General features: G+C 73.6%; 11 protein-coding genes. 6 read left to right on the top strand and 5 right to left on the bottom strand.

The window, feature by feature from the left end:
* Positions 1–214: 214 nt before the first annotated feature.
* Positions 215–1711, top strand: coding sequence for a 3' terminal RNA ribose 2'-O-methyltransferase Hen1 (locus ABZ354_RS02540; RefSeq protein WP_358652086.1), 1497 nt, complete (start codon positions 215–217; stop codon positions 1709–1711).
* Positions 1708–4251 (top strand): polynucleotide kinase-phosphatase, encoded by a 2544-nt coding sequence (locus ABZ354_RS02535; RefSeq protein ID WP_358652084.1) that lies wholly within the window; start codon positions 1708–1710, stop codon positions 4249–4251. The genes ABZ354_RS02540 and ABZ354_RS02535 overlap by 4 nt, the downstream gene beginning before the upstream one ends.
* Positions 4252–4282: 31 nt before the next feature.
* On the opposite strand, the gene ABZ354_RS02530 is transcribed toward ABZ354_RS02535, so the two are convergent.
* Positions 4283–5179: a hypothetical protein gene (locus ABZ354_RS02530; RefSeq protein WP_358652082.1), complete on the bottom strand. Its 897-nt coding sequence runs from the start codon at positions 5177–5179 to the stop codon at positions 4283–4285.
* Positions 5176–6267: an SPFH domain-containing protein gene (locus ABZ354_RS02525; protein ID WP_358652080.1), complete on the bottom strand. Its 1092-nt coding sequence runs from the start codon at positions 6265–6267 to the stop codon at positions 5176–5178. The genes ABZ354_RS02530 and ABZ354_RS02525 overlap by 4 nt, the downstream gene beginning before the upstream one ends.
* Positions 6268–6462: 195 nt before the next feature.
* On the opposite strand from ABZ354_RS02525, the gene ABZ354_RS02520 reads away from it, so the two are divergent.
* Positions 6463–7704, top strand: a complete 1242-nt coding sequence (locus ABZ354_RS02520) for an arginine deiminase (protein ID WP_358652078.1) — start codon at positions 6463–6465, stop codon at positions 7702–7704.
* 124 nt (positions 7705–7828) lie between these two features.
* Positions 7829–8866, top strand: coding sequence for an ornithine carbamoyltransferase (argF, locus tag ABZ354_RS02515; protein ID WP_358652076.1), 1038 nt, complete (start codon positions 7829–7831; stop codon positions 8864–8866).
* Between the two features lie 190 nt (positions 8867–9056).
* Here argF and ABZ354_RS02510 read toward each other — a convergent pair whose 3' ends face one another.
* On the bottom strand, positions 9057–9509 hold the full coding sequence (locus ABZ354_RS02510; RefSeq protein ID WP_358652074.1) for an ATP-binding protein: 453 nt from the start codon (positions 9507–9509) through the stop codon (positions 9057–9059).
* 454 nt (positions 9510–9963) lie between these two features.
* On the opposite strand from ABZ354_RS02510, the gene ABZ354_RS02505 reads away from it, so the two are divergent.
* Together ABZ354_RS02505 and ABZ354_RS02500 are read left to right on the top strand one after the other, a co-directional pair.
* Positions 9964–10791 carry an enoyl-CoA hydratase family protein gene (locus ABZ354_RS02505; RefSeq protein ID WP_358652072.1) on the top strand — a complete coding sequence of 276 codons (828 nt, stop codon included), beginning with the start codon at positions 9964–9966 and terminating at the stop codon, positions 10789–10791.
* Positions 10792–10793: 2 nt separating this feature from the next.
* A complete protein-coding gene (locus ABZ354_RS02500) occupies positions 10794–13139 on the top strand; it encodes a bifunctional salicylyl-CoA 5-hydroxylase/oxidoreductase (protein WP_358652070.1) in 2346 nt (781 codons plus the stop codon).
* Positions 13140–13162: 23 nt separating this feature from the next.
* On the opposite strand, the gene ABZ354_RS02495 is transcribed toward ABZ354_RS02500, so the two are convergent.
* Positions 13163–13987, bottom strand: coding sequence for a PaaX family transcriptional regulator C-terminal domain-containing protein (locus ABZ354_RS02495; RefSeq protein WP_358652068.1), 825 nt, complete (start codon positions 13985–13987; stop codon positions 13163–13165).
* Positions 13988–14002: 15 nt separating this feature from the next.
* Positions 14003–15670, bottom strand: coding sequence for an AMP-binding protein (locus ABZ354_RS02490; RefSeq protein ID WP_358652066.1), 1668 nt, complete (start codon positions 15668–15670; stop codon positions 14003–14005).
* Between the last annotated feature and the right edge of the window lie 129 nt (positions 15671–15799).

Raw genomic sequence — 15799 nt, 5'->3', positions numbered from 1 at the left:
ACTGACAGCCGGGCGGCCGTGCCGCCGCCGCGGCACGGCCGCCCTCCCCCGAGGCCCGGAAAGGCAGCGGGCCGTACGCGTGCACGCGCGCCCCGACACGGGCGGACGGCGTCGCCGCGGGCCGCGAAATCCAGCGGCACCGCAGGTCCCCGCTCTGTACGGTGGGCGGCACGCGCCGTCGCGCGCCCCTTTCCCCGCCACCACAGAGGCACCCGTGTTCCTGACCCTCACCACCACCGGCACGCCCACGTCCCCCGCCACCGACCTCGGTTTCCTGCTGCACAAGCACCCCGACAAGGCGCAGGCGTTCTCCACCGCCCACGGCACGGCGCACGTCCTCTACCCCGAGGCGGGCACCGATCGCTGCACGGCGGCGCTGCTGCTGGAGGTGGACGCGGTGGCACTGGCCCGGCGCGGCCGGGGCAAGGGCCACGGCGGTGCCCCCGACGCGGCCCTCGCGCACTACGTCAACGACCGCCCCTACGCCGCGTCCTCCCTGCTCGCCGTGGCGCTGAGCGGTGTCTTCTCCAGCGCCATGCGCGGCGTCTGCCACGCCCGCCCCGACCTCCCGGAGCAGCCCCGGCCGCTGCGCGTGGAGGTGCCGGCGCTGCCCGCCCGCGGCGGCGCCGACCTCGTACGGCGTCTCTTCGGGCCGCCGGGCTGGGCGGTCACCGTGGAGCCCGTGCCGCTGGACACCGCGTTCCCCGCGTGGGGCGACTCGCGGTACGTGCGGCTCGTCCTGGAGTCGGACGCGCTGACCGTGTCGGAGGCCCTGCGCCACCTGTACGTGCTGCTGCCCGTCCTGGACGACGCCAAGCACTACTGGGTGTCCTCCGACGAGGTCGACAAGCTGCTGCGGGCCGGTGACGGCTGGCTGGCCGGCCACCCGGAGCAGAAGCTGATCACCAGCCGCTACCTGTCGCGCCGCTGGTCGCTGACGCGTGAGGCCATGGAGCGGCTGGAGCTGGTCCGGCTCGCCGAAGCCGACGACAGCGAGGTCGAGGACATCGACAACGCGGTGGCGGCCGAGACGGAGACCGAGGAACGGCCCGCCCCGCTCGCCGTGCAGCGCCGCGCCGCGATCGTGGCAGCGCTCCAGGAGTCCGGCGCCGCCCGCGTCCTCGACCTCGGCTGCGGCCAGGGCCAGTTGGTGCAGACGCTGCTGAAGGACCCGCGGTTCACGGAGATCGTCGGCGTCGACGTGTCGATGCGGGCGCTCACCATCGCCGGGCGCCGCCTCGGACTGGACCGCATGGGGGAGCGGCAGGCGTCCCGCGTGAAACTGCTCCAGGGCTCCCTCGCCTACACCGACAACCGGCTCAGGGGCTACGACGCCGCCGTGCTCAGCGAGGTCGTCGAGCACGTCGACCCGCCGCGGCTGCCCGCCCTGGAGTACGCGGTGTTCGGCGCGGCCCGCCCCCGCACCGTCCTCGTGACCACGCCGAACGTCGAGTACAACGTCCGCTGGGAGAGCCTCCCGGCCGGGCACGTCCGGCACGGCGACCACCGCTTCGAGTGGACCCGCGCCGAATTCCGCGCGTGGGCGCAGACGGTCGCCGAACGGCACGGATACGCCGTGGAGTTCACGCCGATCGGCCCCGACGACCCGGAGGTGGGCCCGCCCACCCAGATGGCCATGTTCAGGAACAGCACCGACGCGCACGACAGGAAGACCGGCACGGGCGGGAAGAAGGAGGCGGAGGCCGCATGAGTACGCAGGCACCGGGCGGGCGCGTGCTGCCCGTCACCGACCTCTCCCTCGTCGTGCTCGTCGGCGCCTCCGGCTCCGGCAAGTCGACCTTCGCCCGCCGGCACTTCACACCGACCGAGGTGCTGTCCTCCGACTTCTGCCGCGGCCTGGTCTGCGACGACGAGAACGACCAGGGCGCGACCCGCGACGCCTTCGACGTGCTGCACTACATCGCCGGCAAGCGCCTCGCCGCGGGCCGCCGCACCGTCGTCGACGCCACCAGCGTGCAGCAGGACTCCCGGCGCGCTCTGATCGCGCTCGCCAGGGAGTACGACGTGCTGCCCGTGGCCGTCGTACTCGACGTACCCGAGGAGGTGTGCGCCGAACGCAACGCGGCCCGCACCGACCGCGCCGACATGCCGCGCCGGGTGATCCGGCGCCACATCCGCGAACTGCGCCGCTCCCTGCGCCACCTGGAGCGCGAGGGCTTCCGCAAGGTGCACGTACTGCGCGGCGTCGAGGAGATCGAGAACGCCACCGTCGTCACCGAGAAGCGGTTCAACGACCTGACCCACCTGACCGGCCCGTTCGACATCATCGGCGACATCCACGGCTGCTCCGCGGAACTGGAGGCGTTGCTCGCCGGACTGGGCTACACCGACGGCGCCCACCCCGAGGGCCGCACGGCCGTCTTCGTCGGCGACCTCGTGGACCGCGGCCCGGACAGCCCCGGCGTGCTGCGCCGCGTGATGGCGATGGTGAAGTCGGGTCACGCGCTGTGCGTGCCGGGCAACCACGAGAACAAGTTCGGCCGCCACCTCAGGGGCCGCACGGTGCAGCACACCCACGGCCTCGCCGAGACCGTCGCGCAGATGGAGGGCGAGAGCGAGGAGTTCCGGCAGGAAGTCCGGGAGTTCATCGACGGGCTCGTCAGCCACTACGTCCTGGACGGCGGCCGCCTGGTCGTCTGCCACGCCGGGCTGCCCGAGAAGTACCACGGCCGCACCTCGGGCCGGGTCCGCAGCCACGCCCTGTACGGCGAGACGACCGGCGAGACCGACGAGTTCGGGCTGCCGGTGCGCTACCCGTGGGCGGAGGACTACCGGGGCCGCGCGGCGGTGGTGTACGGCCACACGCCGGTCCCCGAGGCCAGATGGCTCAACAACACGATCTGCCTGGACACCGGGGCCGTCTTCGGCGGCAGGCTCACCGCGCTGCGCTGGCCGGAGCGCGAACTGGTCGACGTACCGGCCCAGCGCGTCTGGTACGAGCCGGTGAAGCCGCTGCGGTCGGAGGCGCCCGGCGGGCAGGACGGCCGGCCGCTCGACCTGGCGGACGTGCGGGGCCGGCGCGCGGTGCAGACCCGGCACGCGGGGCGGGTCACCGTCCGCGAGGAGAACGCCGCCGCCGCGCTGGAGGTCATGAGCCGCTTCGCGGTCGAACCGGCGCTGCTGCCCTACCTTCCGCCGACCATGGCGCCGACGGCGACGTCGCAGGTGGAGGGCTATCTGGAGCACCCGGCGGAGGCCTTCGCGCAGTACGCCGCCGACGGGGTCGCGCGCGTCGTGTGCGAGGAGAAGCACATGGGGTCGCGGGCCGTGGCCCTGGTGTGCCGGGACGCGGAGACGGCCGCGAAGCGCTTCGGCGCGGACGGCCCGACCGGGTCCCTGTACACCCGCACCGGACGCCCCTTCTTCGACGACCCGTCCGTCACCGAGGACATCCTCGCCCGGCTCCGCACGGCCGCCGACGAGGCCGGCCTGTGGACCGGACTCGACACCGACTGGCTGCTGCTGGACGCCGAGCTGATGCCGTGGTCGCTGAAGGCCTCCGGGCTGCTGCGCTCGCAGTACGCGGCGGTGGGCGCCGCGTCGGGAGCGGTGTTCCCGGGCGTGCTGGCCGCGCTGGAGGGCGCGGCGGCGCGCGGCGTCGACGTGTCCGGCCTGCTGGCACGCCAGCGCGACCGTTCCGCGGACGCGGCGGCGTTCACGGCGGCGTACCGGCGCTACTGCTGGACCACCGACGGCCTGGACGGTGTGCGCCTCGCGCCGTTCCAGATCCTCGCGGCCCGGGGCCGCAGCCTGGCCGCGCTCCCGCACGACGAGCAGCTCGCGCTGATCGACCGGCTCGTGGAGCACGACGGCAGCGGCCTGCTGGGCACCACCCGACGGCTGTACGTCGACACCGGCGACCCCGGGTCGGTGCGCGCCGGCGTCGACTGGTGGCTGGAGATGACCGGTCGCGGCGGAGAGGGCATGGTCGTCAAGCCGCTCGGCGCGCTCGTGCGCGACGGCAGGGGCCGGCTGGTGCAGCCGGGCATCAAGTGCCGGGGCCGCGAGTACCTGCGGATCGTCTACGGCCCCGAGTACACGCGCCCGGACCACCTCGAGCGCCTGCGCCACCGCTCCCTGGGGCACAAACGGTCCCTGGCGATCCGCGAGTACGCGCTGGGCCTCGAGGCCCTGGACCGCCTCGCGGACGGCGAGCCGCTGTGGCGGGTCCACGAGGCGGTGTTCGGGGTGCTGGCACTGGAGTCGGAGCCGGTCGACCCCAGGCTGTGACCGAGGGGGGGGCCGGCCGGGGCCGGGGGTCTCAGACCACCAGCCGCAGCCGGTCCCCGCACACTCCCACCCGTACGGACTGACCCCAGGTCAGTTCCAGGGCGTCGCTCTCCATGCCGTCGCCGAAGGCGACCAGCCGCTCGGACTCGACGGTGAGGCGCAGCGCGGCGGAGGCCGTCAGCTCGCCCGCCACCAGGGACGTACCGGTGGCGGGGGAGGGCCAGGCCTCCCGGACGAACCACAGCAGCCGGGTCTCCGCGGGGCCCGGCAGCCGCAGCCCCGCGCCCCGCTCCTGCCACACCGAACGGATCCAGCCCGTCGCCCCGGTCCCCGTGCCGACCAGCACTCCGGAGGAGGCCTGGGCCTCGACGGCACCCCCGTCGCCGTCCACGTCCAGGCGGTACCTGGCCGTCGCGTGGCCCGCGGCGCCCAGGTAGATCTCGTTGAGGGCGACGACCCGCTGCGTGTCGTCGGCGACGGCCTCGACCATCGTCAGGTCGTCCGTCGCCGCCCCCGTGTGCACCGACCGCAGCAGTGCCCCCGCGTCGCCCACCGCGTGCCGCACCAGTACCCCCGGATTGCGCCCGGGGTCGGTGTCGACGCCGATCACCGGCTGGCCCGCGAGGTACTTGGCGACGTTCGCCACCAGCCCGTCCTGCCCGACCACGACCACCACGTCCTCCGGCGCGAACAGGAACCGGTCCAGGTCGGCCCGTTCCACGCGCGCCTGCCGCCAGGTCAGCGGCACGGCCGACGCGACCCCGGCCAGGGCCCGCCGCGTCCGGTGGTGCCGCGCGGCGATCTCCTCGATGCCGCGGCCCCGGGAGGCGAGGAAGAACGCGGCCTGCCCGTGCGTGCCGTGCCGGGCCACCAGTTCCTCGTACTCGGTGGTGCGATGGACCAGCACGACCCGCGGGGCGAGGCTCACGCCCGGTCCCCGTGGCCGTCCCCGGCTCCGTCCGCCTGTCCGTGCCCCCGCCCGTCCCCGTTCCCGTGGCCCAGCCGGACCAGCAGTCCGGTCAGGACGTCCGGGGACACGGTCACGCTGTCGATGCGCGGCAGGTTCTCCGCGAGCCGCGTCCCGGTGAGCGCGTGCAGCGTCGCCACGTCGACGTCCCCGTGGACGCGCAGCCACGCGGCCTGGGCCTGCGCCCGCGCCTCGCCGACCTCGCGCGCCCCCTCCGCCTCGGCCTTGGCGAGCCGCACGGACCGGGCGGCCTCGGCGTCGGCCAGCCGTACCGTCCGGGCGGCCTCCGCCTCGGCGCGTACCGCGTCGGCGGCGGCCTGTTCCTCGGCCTTGCGGCGGGCGTTGGTGCCCTGCTGGTCGACCAGCCGCTCCTCGCGGCGGGCGAGCTCGATCCTGCTGGCGAGTTCGTTCTCGGCGATGGCCCGCTCCCGCTCCACGGCCACGGCCCGCCGCTCGTACGTGGCGCGGTCGGCGTCCTGCTGGATCAGCTCGCGGGCCGGGGTGCGCAGCGCCCGCTCCACCTCCGGTTCGGGACGCAGCGCCACGACCCGTACGGCGACCACCTCGATGCCGGTGGCGGGCAGCCGGGGCTCGGCCGCGAGACCGGCCGAGACGCGTTCGCGGACCGCCGCCACGCCGTCGACCAGCGCCGTCGCGAGCGGTGTGCGGGCCAGTACGTCGAGCGCGTGCTGCTGGGCCGTCTCCGTGAGCAGCGTGCCCAGCTGCTCCAGCGGGGCGCCGCGCCAGGCGCCGGTGTCCGGGTCGATGGAGAAGTCCAGCCGCTCGGCGGCGAGCGCGGGGTCGCCGACGCGGTAGGTGACGGTGGCCTGCACCGTGACGTCCTGGAAGTCCGAGGTACGGGCGTGAAAGGTCATCGCCAGTTCCCGGTCGTCGACCGGCACCTCGGAGAGCGCGGCGGTCAGCGCCCGGTACCAGAAGCTGAGGCCCGGACCGTCGTGCACGAGCGTGCCGGACCGGTGGTGCCGGACGTGCGCCGTCGGAGCGCCGCGCAGATGGCGCCAGCCGAGGCGCCGGGTGATGTCGGCCATGGGACCCCCTCATTTCGTCATGCCGACGATAAGAGGAGGGAGTGATTATCGTCAAGGGGACGAGAATCGGGCCGGTCGGACCGGTGCGAAGAACCGGAGGAAATCGCACACAGAAGCGGTCGGAATACGCAACAGAAGCGGGCGGAATAGGCAGAACAGCGGGTGAAGACGGTCCATGATGGTCAGGATGGGGGCATGGGATTCCACGTCGACTCCGAAGCCGGGCGGCTCCGCCGCGTCATCCTGCACCGGCCGGATCTCGAGCTCAAAAGGCTCACCCCCAGCAACAAGGACGCCCTGCTCTTCGACGACGTGCTCTGGGTGCGCCGGGCGCGCGCCGAGCACGACGGATTCGCGGACGTCCTGCGTGACCGAGGGGTCATCGTCCACCTCTTCGGCGACCTGCTCTCCGAGACGCTCCACGTGCCGGAGGCCAGGACGCTGGTCCTGGACCGCGTCTTCGACGAGAAGGAGTACGGCCCGCTGGCCACCGGCCATCTGCGCGCCGCCTTCGCGTCGCTGCCGGCCGAGGAGCTGGCCCAGGCGCTGGTCGGCGGCATGACCAAGCGGGAGTTCCTGGACGGGCACCCCGAACCGACGTCCGTGCGCTTCCACGCCATGGACCTGGACGACTTCCTGCTCGGCCCGCTGCCCAACCACCTCTTCACCAGGGACACCTCCGCCTGGATATACGACGGCGTCTCCATCAACGCGATGCGCTGGCCGGCACGGCAGCGCGAGACCGTCCACTTCGAGGCGATCTACCGGCACCACCCCCTGTTCCGCGACGAGGGCTACGGCAAGGGCTTCCGCGTCTGGTCCGAGGGGCAGGCCGACTATCCGTCGACCATCGAGGGCGGCGACGTCCTCGTCATCGGCAACGGCGCCGTCCTCATCGGCATGAGCGAACGCACCACGCCCCAGGCCGTCGAGATGCTCGCGCACAAGCTGTTCGCCGCCGGCTCCGCGACCACGATCGTGGCGCTCGACATGCCGAAGCGGCGCGCGTTCATGCACCTCGACACGGTGATGACCATGGTCGACGGCGACACCTTCACGCAGTACGCCGGGCTCGGCATGCTCCGCTCATACACCATCGAACCGGGCGCCGGCGAGAAGGAGCTCAAGGTCACCGACCATCCGCCGGAGCACATGCACCGCGCGATCGCCGCCGCCCTCGGGCTCAGCGAGATCCGCGTCCTGACCGCGACGCAGGACGTCCACGCCGCCGAGCGCGAGCAGTGGGACGACGGCTGCAACGTCCTCGCCGTCGAGCCGGGCGTGGTCGTCGCCTACGAGCGCAACGCCACCACCAACACGCATCTGCGCAAGCAGGGCATCGAGGTCATCGAGATCCCGGGCAGTGAGCTGGGCCGGGGCCGGGGCGGGCCGCGCTGCATGAGCTGCCCGGTGGAGCGGGAGGCCGTGGGCGGATAGCCGTGGCGGGGCGGGGTGAGGGCGGGCGACGCGGCTGTATAGAAATTCCACTCGTCGTATAGACTTCCAAAGGTCCCCGTCCCTCCCCGTCCTTGCCCGCCCCGTACTCCGAGGAGCGCCCACCATGGCGACAGTCCCGACCGCCCTCGCCGGCCGCCACTTCCTCAAGGAGCTCGACTTCACCGCGAGGGAGTTCCTGGGTCTGGTCGAGCTGGCCGCCGAGCTGAAGGCCGCCAAGAAGGCCGGGACGGAGACGCGGCACCTGCGCGGCAAGAACGTCGCGCTGATCTTCGAGAAGACCTCGACGCGCACCCGCTGCGCGTTCGAGGTCGCCGCCGCCGACCAGGGTGCCGTCACCACGTACCTCGACCCGTCGGGGGCACAGATCGGCCACAAGGAGTCCGTGAAGGACACCGCGCGCGTCCTGGGCCGCATGTACGACGCGATCCAGTACCGCGGCGACAGCCAGGCCAGGGTCGAGGAGCTCGCCGCCCACGCGGGCGTACCCGTCTACAACGGCCTCACCGACGACTGGCACCCCACGCAGATGCTCGCCGACGTACTCACCATGACCGAGCACAGCGCCGGGCCGGTCGACGAGATCGCCTTCGCCTACCTCGGCGACGCCCGCTTCAACATGGGCAACTCCCACCTGGTCACGGCCGCGCTGCTCGGCATGGACGTGCGGATCGTCGCCCCCCGGTCCTACTGGCCCGCCAAGGGCGTCGTCGACCGCGCCCGCGCGCTCGCCGAGATCTCCGGCGCCCGCCTCACCCTCACCGAGTCCGTCACCGAGGGCGTGCGCGGCGTCGACTTCGTCGCGACCGACGTGTGGGTGTCCATGGGCGAGCCCAAGGACGTCTGGGACGAGCGGATCGCGAGCCTCGCCCCGTACGCCGTGACCATGGACGTGCTGCGCGCCACCGGCAACCCGGACGTGAGGTTCCTGCACTGCCTGCCGGCCTTCCACGACCTCGACACCGAGGTCGGGCGCTGGATCCACGAGCGGCACGGTCTCGACTCCCTCGAGGTCACGGACGAGGTGTTCGAATCGGCACACTCGGTCGTCTTCGACGAGGCGGAGAACCGGCTGCACACCATCAAGGCCGTGCTGGTCGCGACCATGACCGGACCCGGCCCGATCACGCCCGACCACTTCTAGTCACGGACCGGCACGCACCTTCCGCGTGCCGTCCCACCCGGTCACACCGTCCTCGCCATCGCCTTCCGCCGCTGCCCTTGCGCGAAGTGCGAGACGGGCGTCGGCCCCCGCGTCCCCCGCGCCGCTCCCGGCGGCCGGCCCCGCGCTCCACGCCGGTCACGGGCGACCCGTGACCCGCGGCTCGCGCAGGTCATCCCGCGTGACGCCGCTGAGCGGGAATCACGGGCAGCCTGAACCACACCGCCTTGCCGGACTCGGTGGAACGGTGCCCGCACGAGGAGCTCAGGGCGCGGATCAGCAGCAGACCGCGCCCGTGCTCCTGCCACGGGTCGGGCGCGTCCAGCACGGGACGGGTCAGATCGAACGGCGGCATCGGGTCGGGGTCGTGCACCTCGACCTGGCAGCCGGTCGGCAGCAGCTCCACGACCAGCTCTATCGGGGTCTCCCCGGTGGTGTGCTCGACGGCGTTCGCCACCAGCTCCGCCGTGAGCAGCTCGGCGGTGTCGCAGTCCGCGGAGTGCTCCAGCTCCGCCAGCGCCGTGCGGACCAGGGCACGCGCGACCGGCACCGCGGAGGCGGCGTGGGGCAGAGCAACGCGCCAGGAGGCGGGGGCGGGGGAGTCGTGCACAACGGGTCCGTTCATGAGCAGGCTGTCCTGCTTTCCACCGTAAGAATGGTACGGGGCCGCCCGGCAGAGGCGTCCGGCGGGCACCGTCCGGGACCTTCGACCCCGTCGCCCTGCGCCTACCCACGGCCATGCCGTCACGCGCCCGCAGAATCCCGCCAGTTACGGGCCCGTCGAGGAGCCGTGACGGCGCGCCGACGCGGTGCCGGACGGGGCGGCCGTCGTGACGGATGTCACCGGCCCGGAGTGCCTCACTGTCCCTGCGGCACACCCGGTCGGGCGGGCGCGGTGCCGGACGGGGCGGCTGCCGTGACGGGCGTCACCGGCCCGGAGTGCCACCACCGCGTCCGCGGCACGCCCGGTTCGCGCGCGACACGCTCTATCGCGTCCCCATGACGACAGTCACGAAAGAGTGATAGCTTCGGGGGAAAGAGCTCAGTGAGGCAGTGCCCGCCCGAGGAGGCCGCACGTCATGAGTCCCTTCACCGGCTCCGCCGCGCCCACCGCCGACTGGCGGCACCTGCGCGTCGACCTCACCGACGGAGTCGCCACCGTCACCCTCGCCCGGCCCGACAAACTCAACGCCCTCACCTTCGGCGCCTACGCCGACCTGCGCGATCTGCTCGCCGAGCTCTCCCGCGCGCGGGCCGTGCGCGCCCTGGTGCTGGCCGGTGAGGGACGCGGCTTCTGCTCCGGCGGCGACGTCGACGAGATCATCGGCGCCACCCTCGCCATGGACGCCGCCGAGCTGCTCGACTTCAACCGGATGACCGGCCAGGTCGTGCGGGCGGTGCGGGAATGCCCGTTCCCGGTGATCGCCGCCGTGCACGGTGTCGCCGCGGGAGCGGGAGCGGTCCTCGCGCTGGCCGCCGACTTCCGGGTCGCCGACCCCACCGCCCGCTTCGCCTTCCTCTTCACGAAGGTCGGCCTGTCCGGCGGCGACATGGGCGCCGCGTACCTGCTGCCGCGTGTCGTCGGCCTGGGACACGCCACCCGCCTGCTGTTGCTCGGCGAACCGGTCCGCGCCCCCGAGGCCGAGCGCATCGGACTGATCAGCGAACTCACCGACGAGGGCCGCGCCGACCGGGCCGCCCAGGCCCTGGCCCGCCGCCTCGCCGACGGCCCCGCCCTGGCCCACGCCCAGACGAAGGCCCTGCTCACGGCCGAACTCGACATGCCGATGTCGGCAGCCGTCGAACTCGACGCCGCGACGCAGGCCTTCCTGATGACGGGCGAGGACTACCGCGAGTTCCACGCCGCGTTCACCGAGAAGCGGCCCCCGAAGTGGAAGGGGCGGTGACGATGCCGGGCTCGGCTGCGCGGAACGGTGCGCGAGAGGCCACGTACGACCGGCAGCCCCGAGCCGGGACGGGCGGCCCCCACCGCATCGCCGTCGTCGGCGGCGGCCCCGGGGGTCTCTACGCCGCCGCTCTCCTCAAACGCCTCGACCCCACCCGCGACATCACCGTCTTCGAGCGCAACGCCCCGGACGACACCTTCGGCTTCGGCGTGGTCCTCTCCGACGAGACCCTCGGCGGCATCGAACACGCCGACCCCGAGGTCTACGCCGCCCTCCAGCAGGACTTCGTCCGCTGGGACGACATCGACATCGTTCACCGCGGCACCCGCCAGACCTCCGGCGGACACGGCTTCGCCGCCCTCGGCAGGCACCGACTGCTGCGGATCCTGCACGACCGTTGCCGCGGCCTCGGCGTGGACCTTCGCTTCCGTACACCCGCCCCGCACCCGGACCGGCTCGCCGCGGAGTACGACCTCGTCGTCGCGGCCGACGGCGTGCACAGCACGACCCGCGACACGTACGCGGACGTGTTCCGCCCGCACCTCACGCACCACCGCTGCCGCTACATCTGGCTCGCCGCCGACTTCGCCTTCGACGCGTTCCGCTTCGAGATCGCCGAGACCGAACACGGCGTGATGCAGCTGCACGGCTACCCGTACGCGGCGGACGCCTCCACCGTCATCGTCGAGATGCGCGAGGAGGTGTGGCGCGCGGCCGGGTTCGACGAGCTGGACGAGCGGGAGTCCGTCGAGCGCTGCGGCAAGATCTTCACCGAGGCGCTCGGCGGACGCCCGCTGCGGTCCAACAACTCGGCGTGGACCACCTTCCGCACGGTCGTCACCGAGCACTGGTCGCACGGCAACGTCGTCCTGCTCGGCGACGCCGCCCACACCGCCCACTTCTCCATCGGCTCCGGAACCAAGCTCGCCGTCGAGGACGCCCTCGCCCTCGCCGCCTGCCTGGCCGAACAGCCGTCCCTGGAGCGGGCGCTGACGGCGTACGAGGAGGAACGCAAGCCCGTCGTCGCCTCCACGCAGCGCGCGGCGCGGGCCAGCCTGGAGTGGTTCGAGAACCTCGCCCGGTACCTCGGCGAGCCGCCCCGCCGGTTCGCGTTCGATCTGCTCACCCGCAGCCGCCGCGTCACCCACGACAACCTGCGGCTGCGTGACGCCCGGTTCACCGAGTCCGTGGAGCGCGAGTTCGGCTGCCCGCCCGGCACACCGCCGATGTTCACGCCGTTCCGGCTGCGCGGGCTGACCCTGCGCAACCGCGTCGTCGTGTCCCCCATGGACATGTACTCGGCCGAGGACGGCGTCCCCGGCGACTTCCACCTCGTCCACCTGGGAGCCCGGGCCCTCGGCGGCGCCGGGCTGGTGATGACGGAGATGGTGTGCGTCAGCGCCGAGGGCCGCATCACGCCCGGCTGCGCCGGCCTGTACACCGGCCGGCAGGGCGAGGCGTGGCGTCGGATCACCGACTTCGTGCACGAGCGGGCGCCGGGCACCGCGATCGGCGTGCAGCTCGGGCACAGCGGACGCAAGGGCTCGACCAAGCTGATGTGGGAGGGCATGGACGAGCCGCTGGACGACGGCAACTGGCCGCTGGTCGCCGCGTCCCCGCTGCCGTACACGCCGCGCAGCCAGATCCCGCGTGCGATCGGCCGCGCCCAGCTGACCGACCTGCGGGAGCAGTTCACGAACGCAGCGGTCCGGGCCGCGCGGGCCGGCTTCGACCTGCTCGAACTGCACTGCGCGCACGGCTATCTGCTGTCCGGCTTCCTGTCCCCGCTGACCAACCGGCGCACCGACGCCTACGGCGGCCCGCTCGCCAACCGGCTGCGTTTCCCGCTGGAGGTGTTCGACGCCGTACGGGCGGTCTGGCCGGCGGAACGCCCGATGACCGTACGGATCTCCGCGACCGACTGGGCCGACGGCGGGACCACGGCCGAGGACGCCGTCGGGATCGCCCGTGCCTTCGCCGCGCACGGCGCCGACGCGATCGACGTGTCGACCGGGCAGGTCGTCGCGGAGGAACGGCCCGAGTTCGGGCGGTCGTACCAGACGCCGTTCGCGGAACGCATCCGGCACGAGGCGGGTGTCCCGGTGATCGCGGTCGGCGCGATCTCCTCCTGGGACGACGTCAACTCCCTCATCCTGGCGGGCCGCACCGACCTGTGCGCGCTCGCCCGCCCGCACCTGTACGACCCGCACTGGACGCTGCACGCGGCGGCCGACCAGGGCTACACCGGCCCCGGCGCCGCCTGGCCCGCGCCGTACCGGGCGGGCAGCAGGCCCCCGCGCACCGGGCGCACGGACGCGCCCAAACCCCGCCTCGGCCTGTCGGGCTGAGGCTTCCGGCCGGGCCCGGACGATCAGCCGGCGGGGCCGAGCCCGGCGTACACCGCTCCCGCGTCCCGCAGCCGCTCGTGCAGCGCGCGGAAGACGGCGGCCGACCGGACGCCCGGCCAGTCGGCGGGCAGCAGCCGCGCGGGCAGTCCGGGGTCGGCGTACGGCAGGTGGCGCCAGGAGTCGAGGGCGAGGAGGTAGTCGCGGTAGGCCGCCTCCGGCGGGGTGTCCGCGCGGCCCGACCAGGAGTCCAGCACGCGCGCATGACGGTCGAGGAACGCCTCGTGCTCCTTGGCGATGGCCGACAGGTCCCACCAGCGGGCCACGGCCTCCACGGTCGGCGCGAACCCGAGGTGCTCGCCGCGGAAGAAGTCGACGTACCCCTCCAGGCGCAGTCGCTGAAGGGTGTGCCGGGTCTCCTCGTACAGCCGTGCCGGGGCGATCCACACGCCCGGCGCGGCCGTGCCGAAGCCCAGGCCGGCCAGCCGGGAGCGCAGCACGTGCCGCTTCTGCCGCTCGGACTCGGGCACGGAGAACACGGCGAGCACCCAGCCCTCGTCGTCCGGCACCGCACCGGCGTAGACGCGCCGGTCGCCGTCCTCCAGCAGTTGCCGCGCGTCCGGCGACAGCCCGTACCCGGCCGCGCCCGTCGCCGTTCTCCCCGGGACGAGCAGTCCGCGTCGCTTGAGCCGCGAGACGGAGGAGCGCACGGAGGGCGCGTCCACGCCGACGGCGGCAAGCAGCCGGATGAGTTCGGCGACGGGTACGGGACCCGGGGCGAAGCGGCCGTACGCGCCGTAGAGCGTGACGATGAGAGACCGTGGTGCATGCTGGTCGGACACGTTGATCATCTTAGGTCGTCGGCATCACTGCTGGTCACCCCCGGGGTAGGCGGGCCCGCGCAGCCGGAACCGCTGGAGTTTGCCGGTCGCCGTGCGCGGCAGGGCGTCCAGGAAGACGATCTCGCGGGGGCACTTGTACGGCGCCAGTTCCGTCTTCATGAAGACCCGCAGCGCCTCGGCGTCCCGCGCGGCGCCCTCCTTCAGCACCGCGTACGCCACGACGACCTGACCGCGCGCCCGGTCGGCCCGGCCCACGACCGCCGCCTCCACGACGTCCGGGTGACGCAGCAACGCGTCCTCGACCTCCGGTCCGGCGATGTTGTACCCGGCCGAGATGATCATGTCGTCGGCGCGGGCCACGTACCGGAAGTACCCGTCGGGTTCGCGGACGTACGTGTCGCCGGTGATGTTCCAGCCGTCGCGCACGTAGACCCGCTGGCGCGGGTCGGCGAGGTAGCGGCAGCCCACCGGGCCGCGCACCGCGAGCAGACCGGGCTCGCCGTCGGGCACGGGGTCGCCGTGCTCGTCCTGCACCCGCGCGTGCCAGCCCGGCACGGGAACTCCCGTCGTACCGGGCCGGATGTCCTCGTCGGCGGCGGAGATGAAGATGTGCAGGAGTTCGGTGGCGCCGATGCCGTTGATGACGCGCAGCCCGGTCCGCTCGTGCCAGGCGTGCCAGGTCGCCGCGGGCAGGTTCTCGCCGGCCGACACGCAGCGGCGCAGCGACGTGACGTCGTGCCCGTCGAGGGCGTCGAGCATCGTGCGGTACGCGGTCGGCGCGGTGAACAGCACCGAGACCCGGTGCTCGGCGATCGCGGGCAGCAACTGCCGGGGCGTGGCCTGTTCGAGCAGCAGGGCGCTGGCCCCGGCCCGCAGCGGGAAGATCACCAGCCCGCCGAGGCCGAAGGTGAAGCCGAGGGGCGGGCTGCCCGCGAACACGTCGTCCGGGCGCGGGCGCAGGACGTGCCGGGAGAAGGTGTCGGCGATCGCCAGCACGTCCCGGTGGAAGTGCATGCAGCCCTTGGGGCGTCCGGTGGTCCCCGAGGTGAAGGCGATCAGCGCCACGTCGTCGGCGGCGGTGTCCACAGCCGGGTACGGCCCCTCGGGCGCCGGACGGTTGAGCAGGTCGTCGGGGGCGTCACCGCCGTACGTCGTGATGCGCAGGCCCGGGACCTCGGCCCTGACGAGGTCGTCGACCGCGCGGACGTCGCACAGCGCGTGCCGCACGCGCGCGATGTCGCACAGGGTGGCCAGTTCGTGCGGGCGCTGCTGGGCCAGCACGGTCACGGCGATCGCGCCCGCCTTCAGCACCGCCAGCCAGCAGGCCGCGAGCCAGGGCGTGGTCGGGCCGCGCAGCAGCACCCGGTTGCCGGGGACCACGCCGAGGTCGCCGGTCAGCAGATGGGCGATGCGGTCGACGCGGGCGCGCAGTTCGCCGTACGTCCAGGCGGGGCCGGCGGGGGTGAGGAACACCGGCCGGTCGGCGGGCGGGCCCGACAGGAGTTCGTCGGCGCAGTTCAGACGGTCCGGGTGGCGGAGCCCCGGCGGCCCCGGCTGCCCTGGCGGTGTCGGTATGTCGAGGTCGAGCCCGGGCCACTGGTCGGGCGGGGGGAGATGGTCCCGCGCGAAGGTGTCGACGTGGGCGGTGGCCCCGCGCCGTCCCCGTTCCCGGGAAGTGTCCCCGTGGTTCATGACGATCGCCCCCTTTGTGGTGGTGGGCTCGCACAAGGAGCGTATCGTGTTGGTGACGACAGTCAACGGTGCGCGATAACCTGGGAGGTGCCCGGCGGCGACGACGCGGCGGGGGAGAAGCGACCGGAA

This window comes from Streptomyces sp. NPDC005925, from assembly GCF_040638805.1.
Lineage (GTDB): Bacteria > Actinomycetota > Actinomycetes > Streptomycetales > Streptomycetaceae > Streptomyces.
Note: the sequence above shows the minus strand (reverse complement) of the source record. Positions and strands in the feature narration are given on the sequence as shown.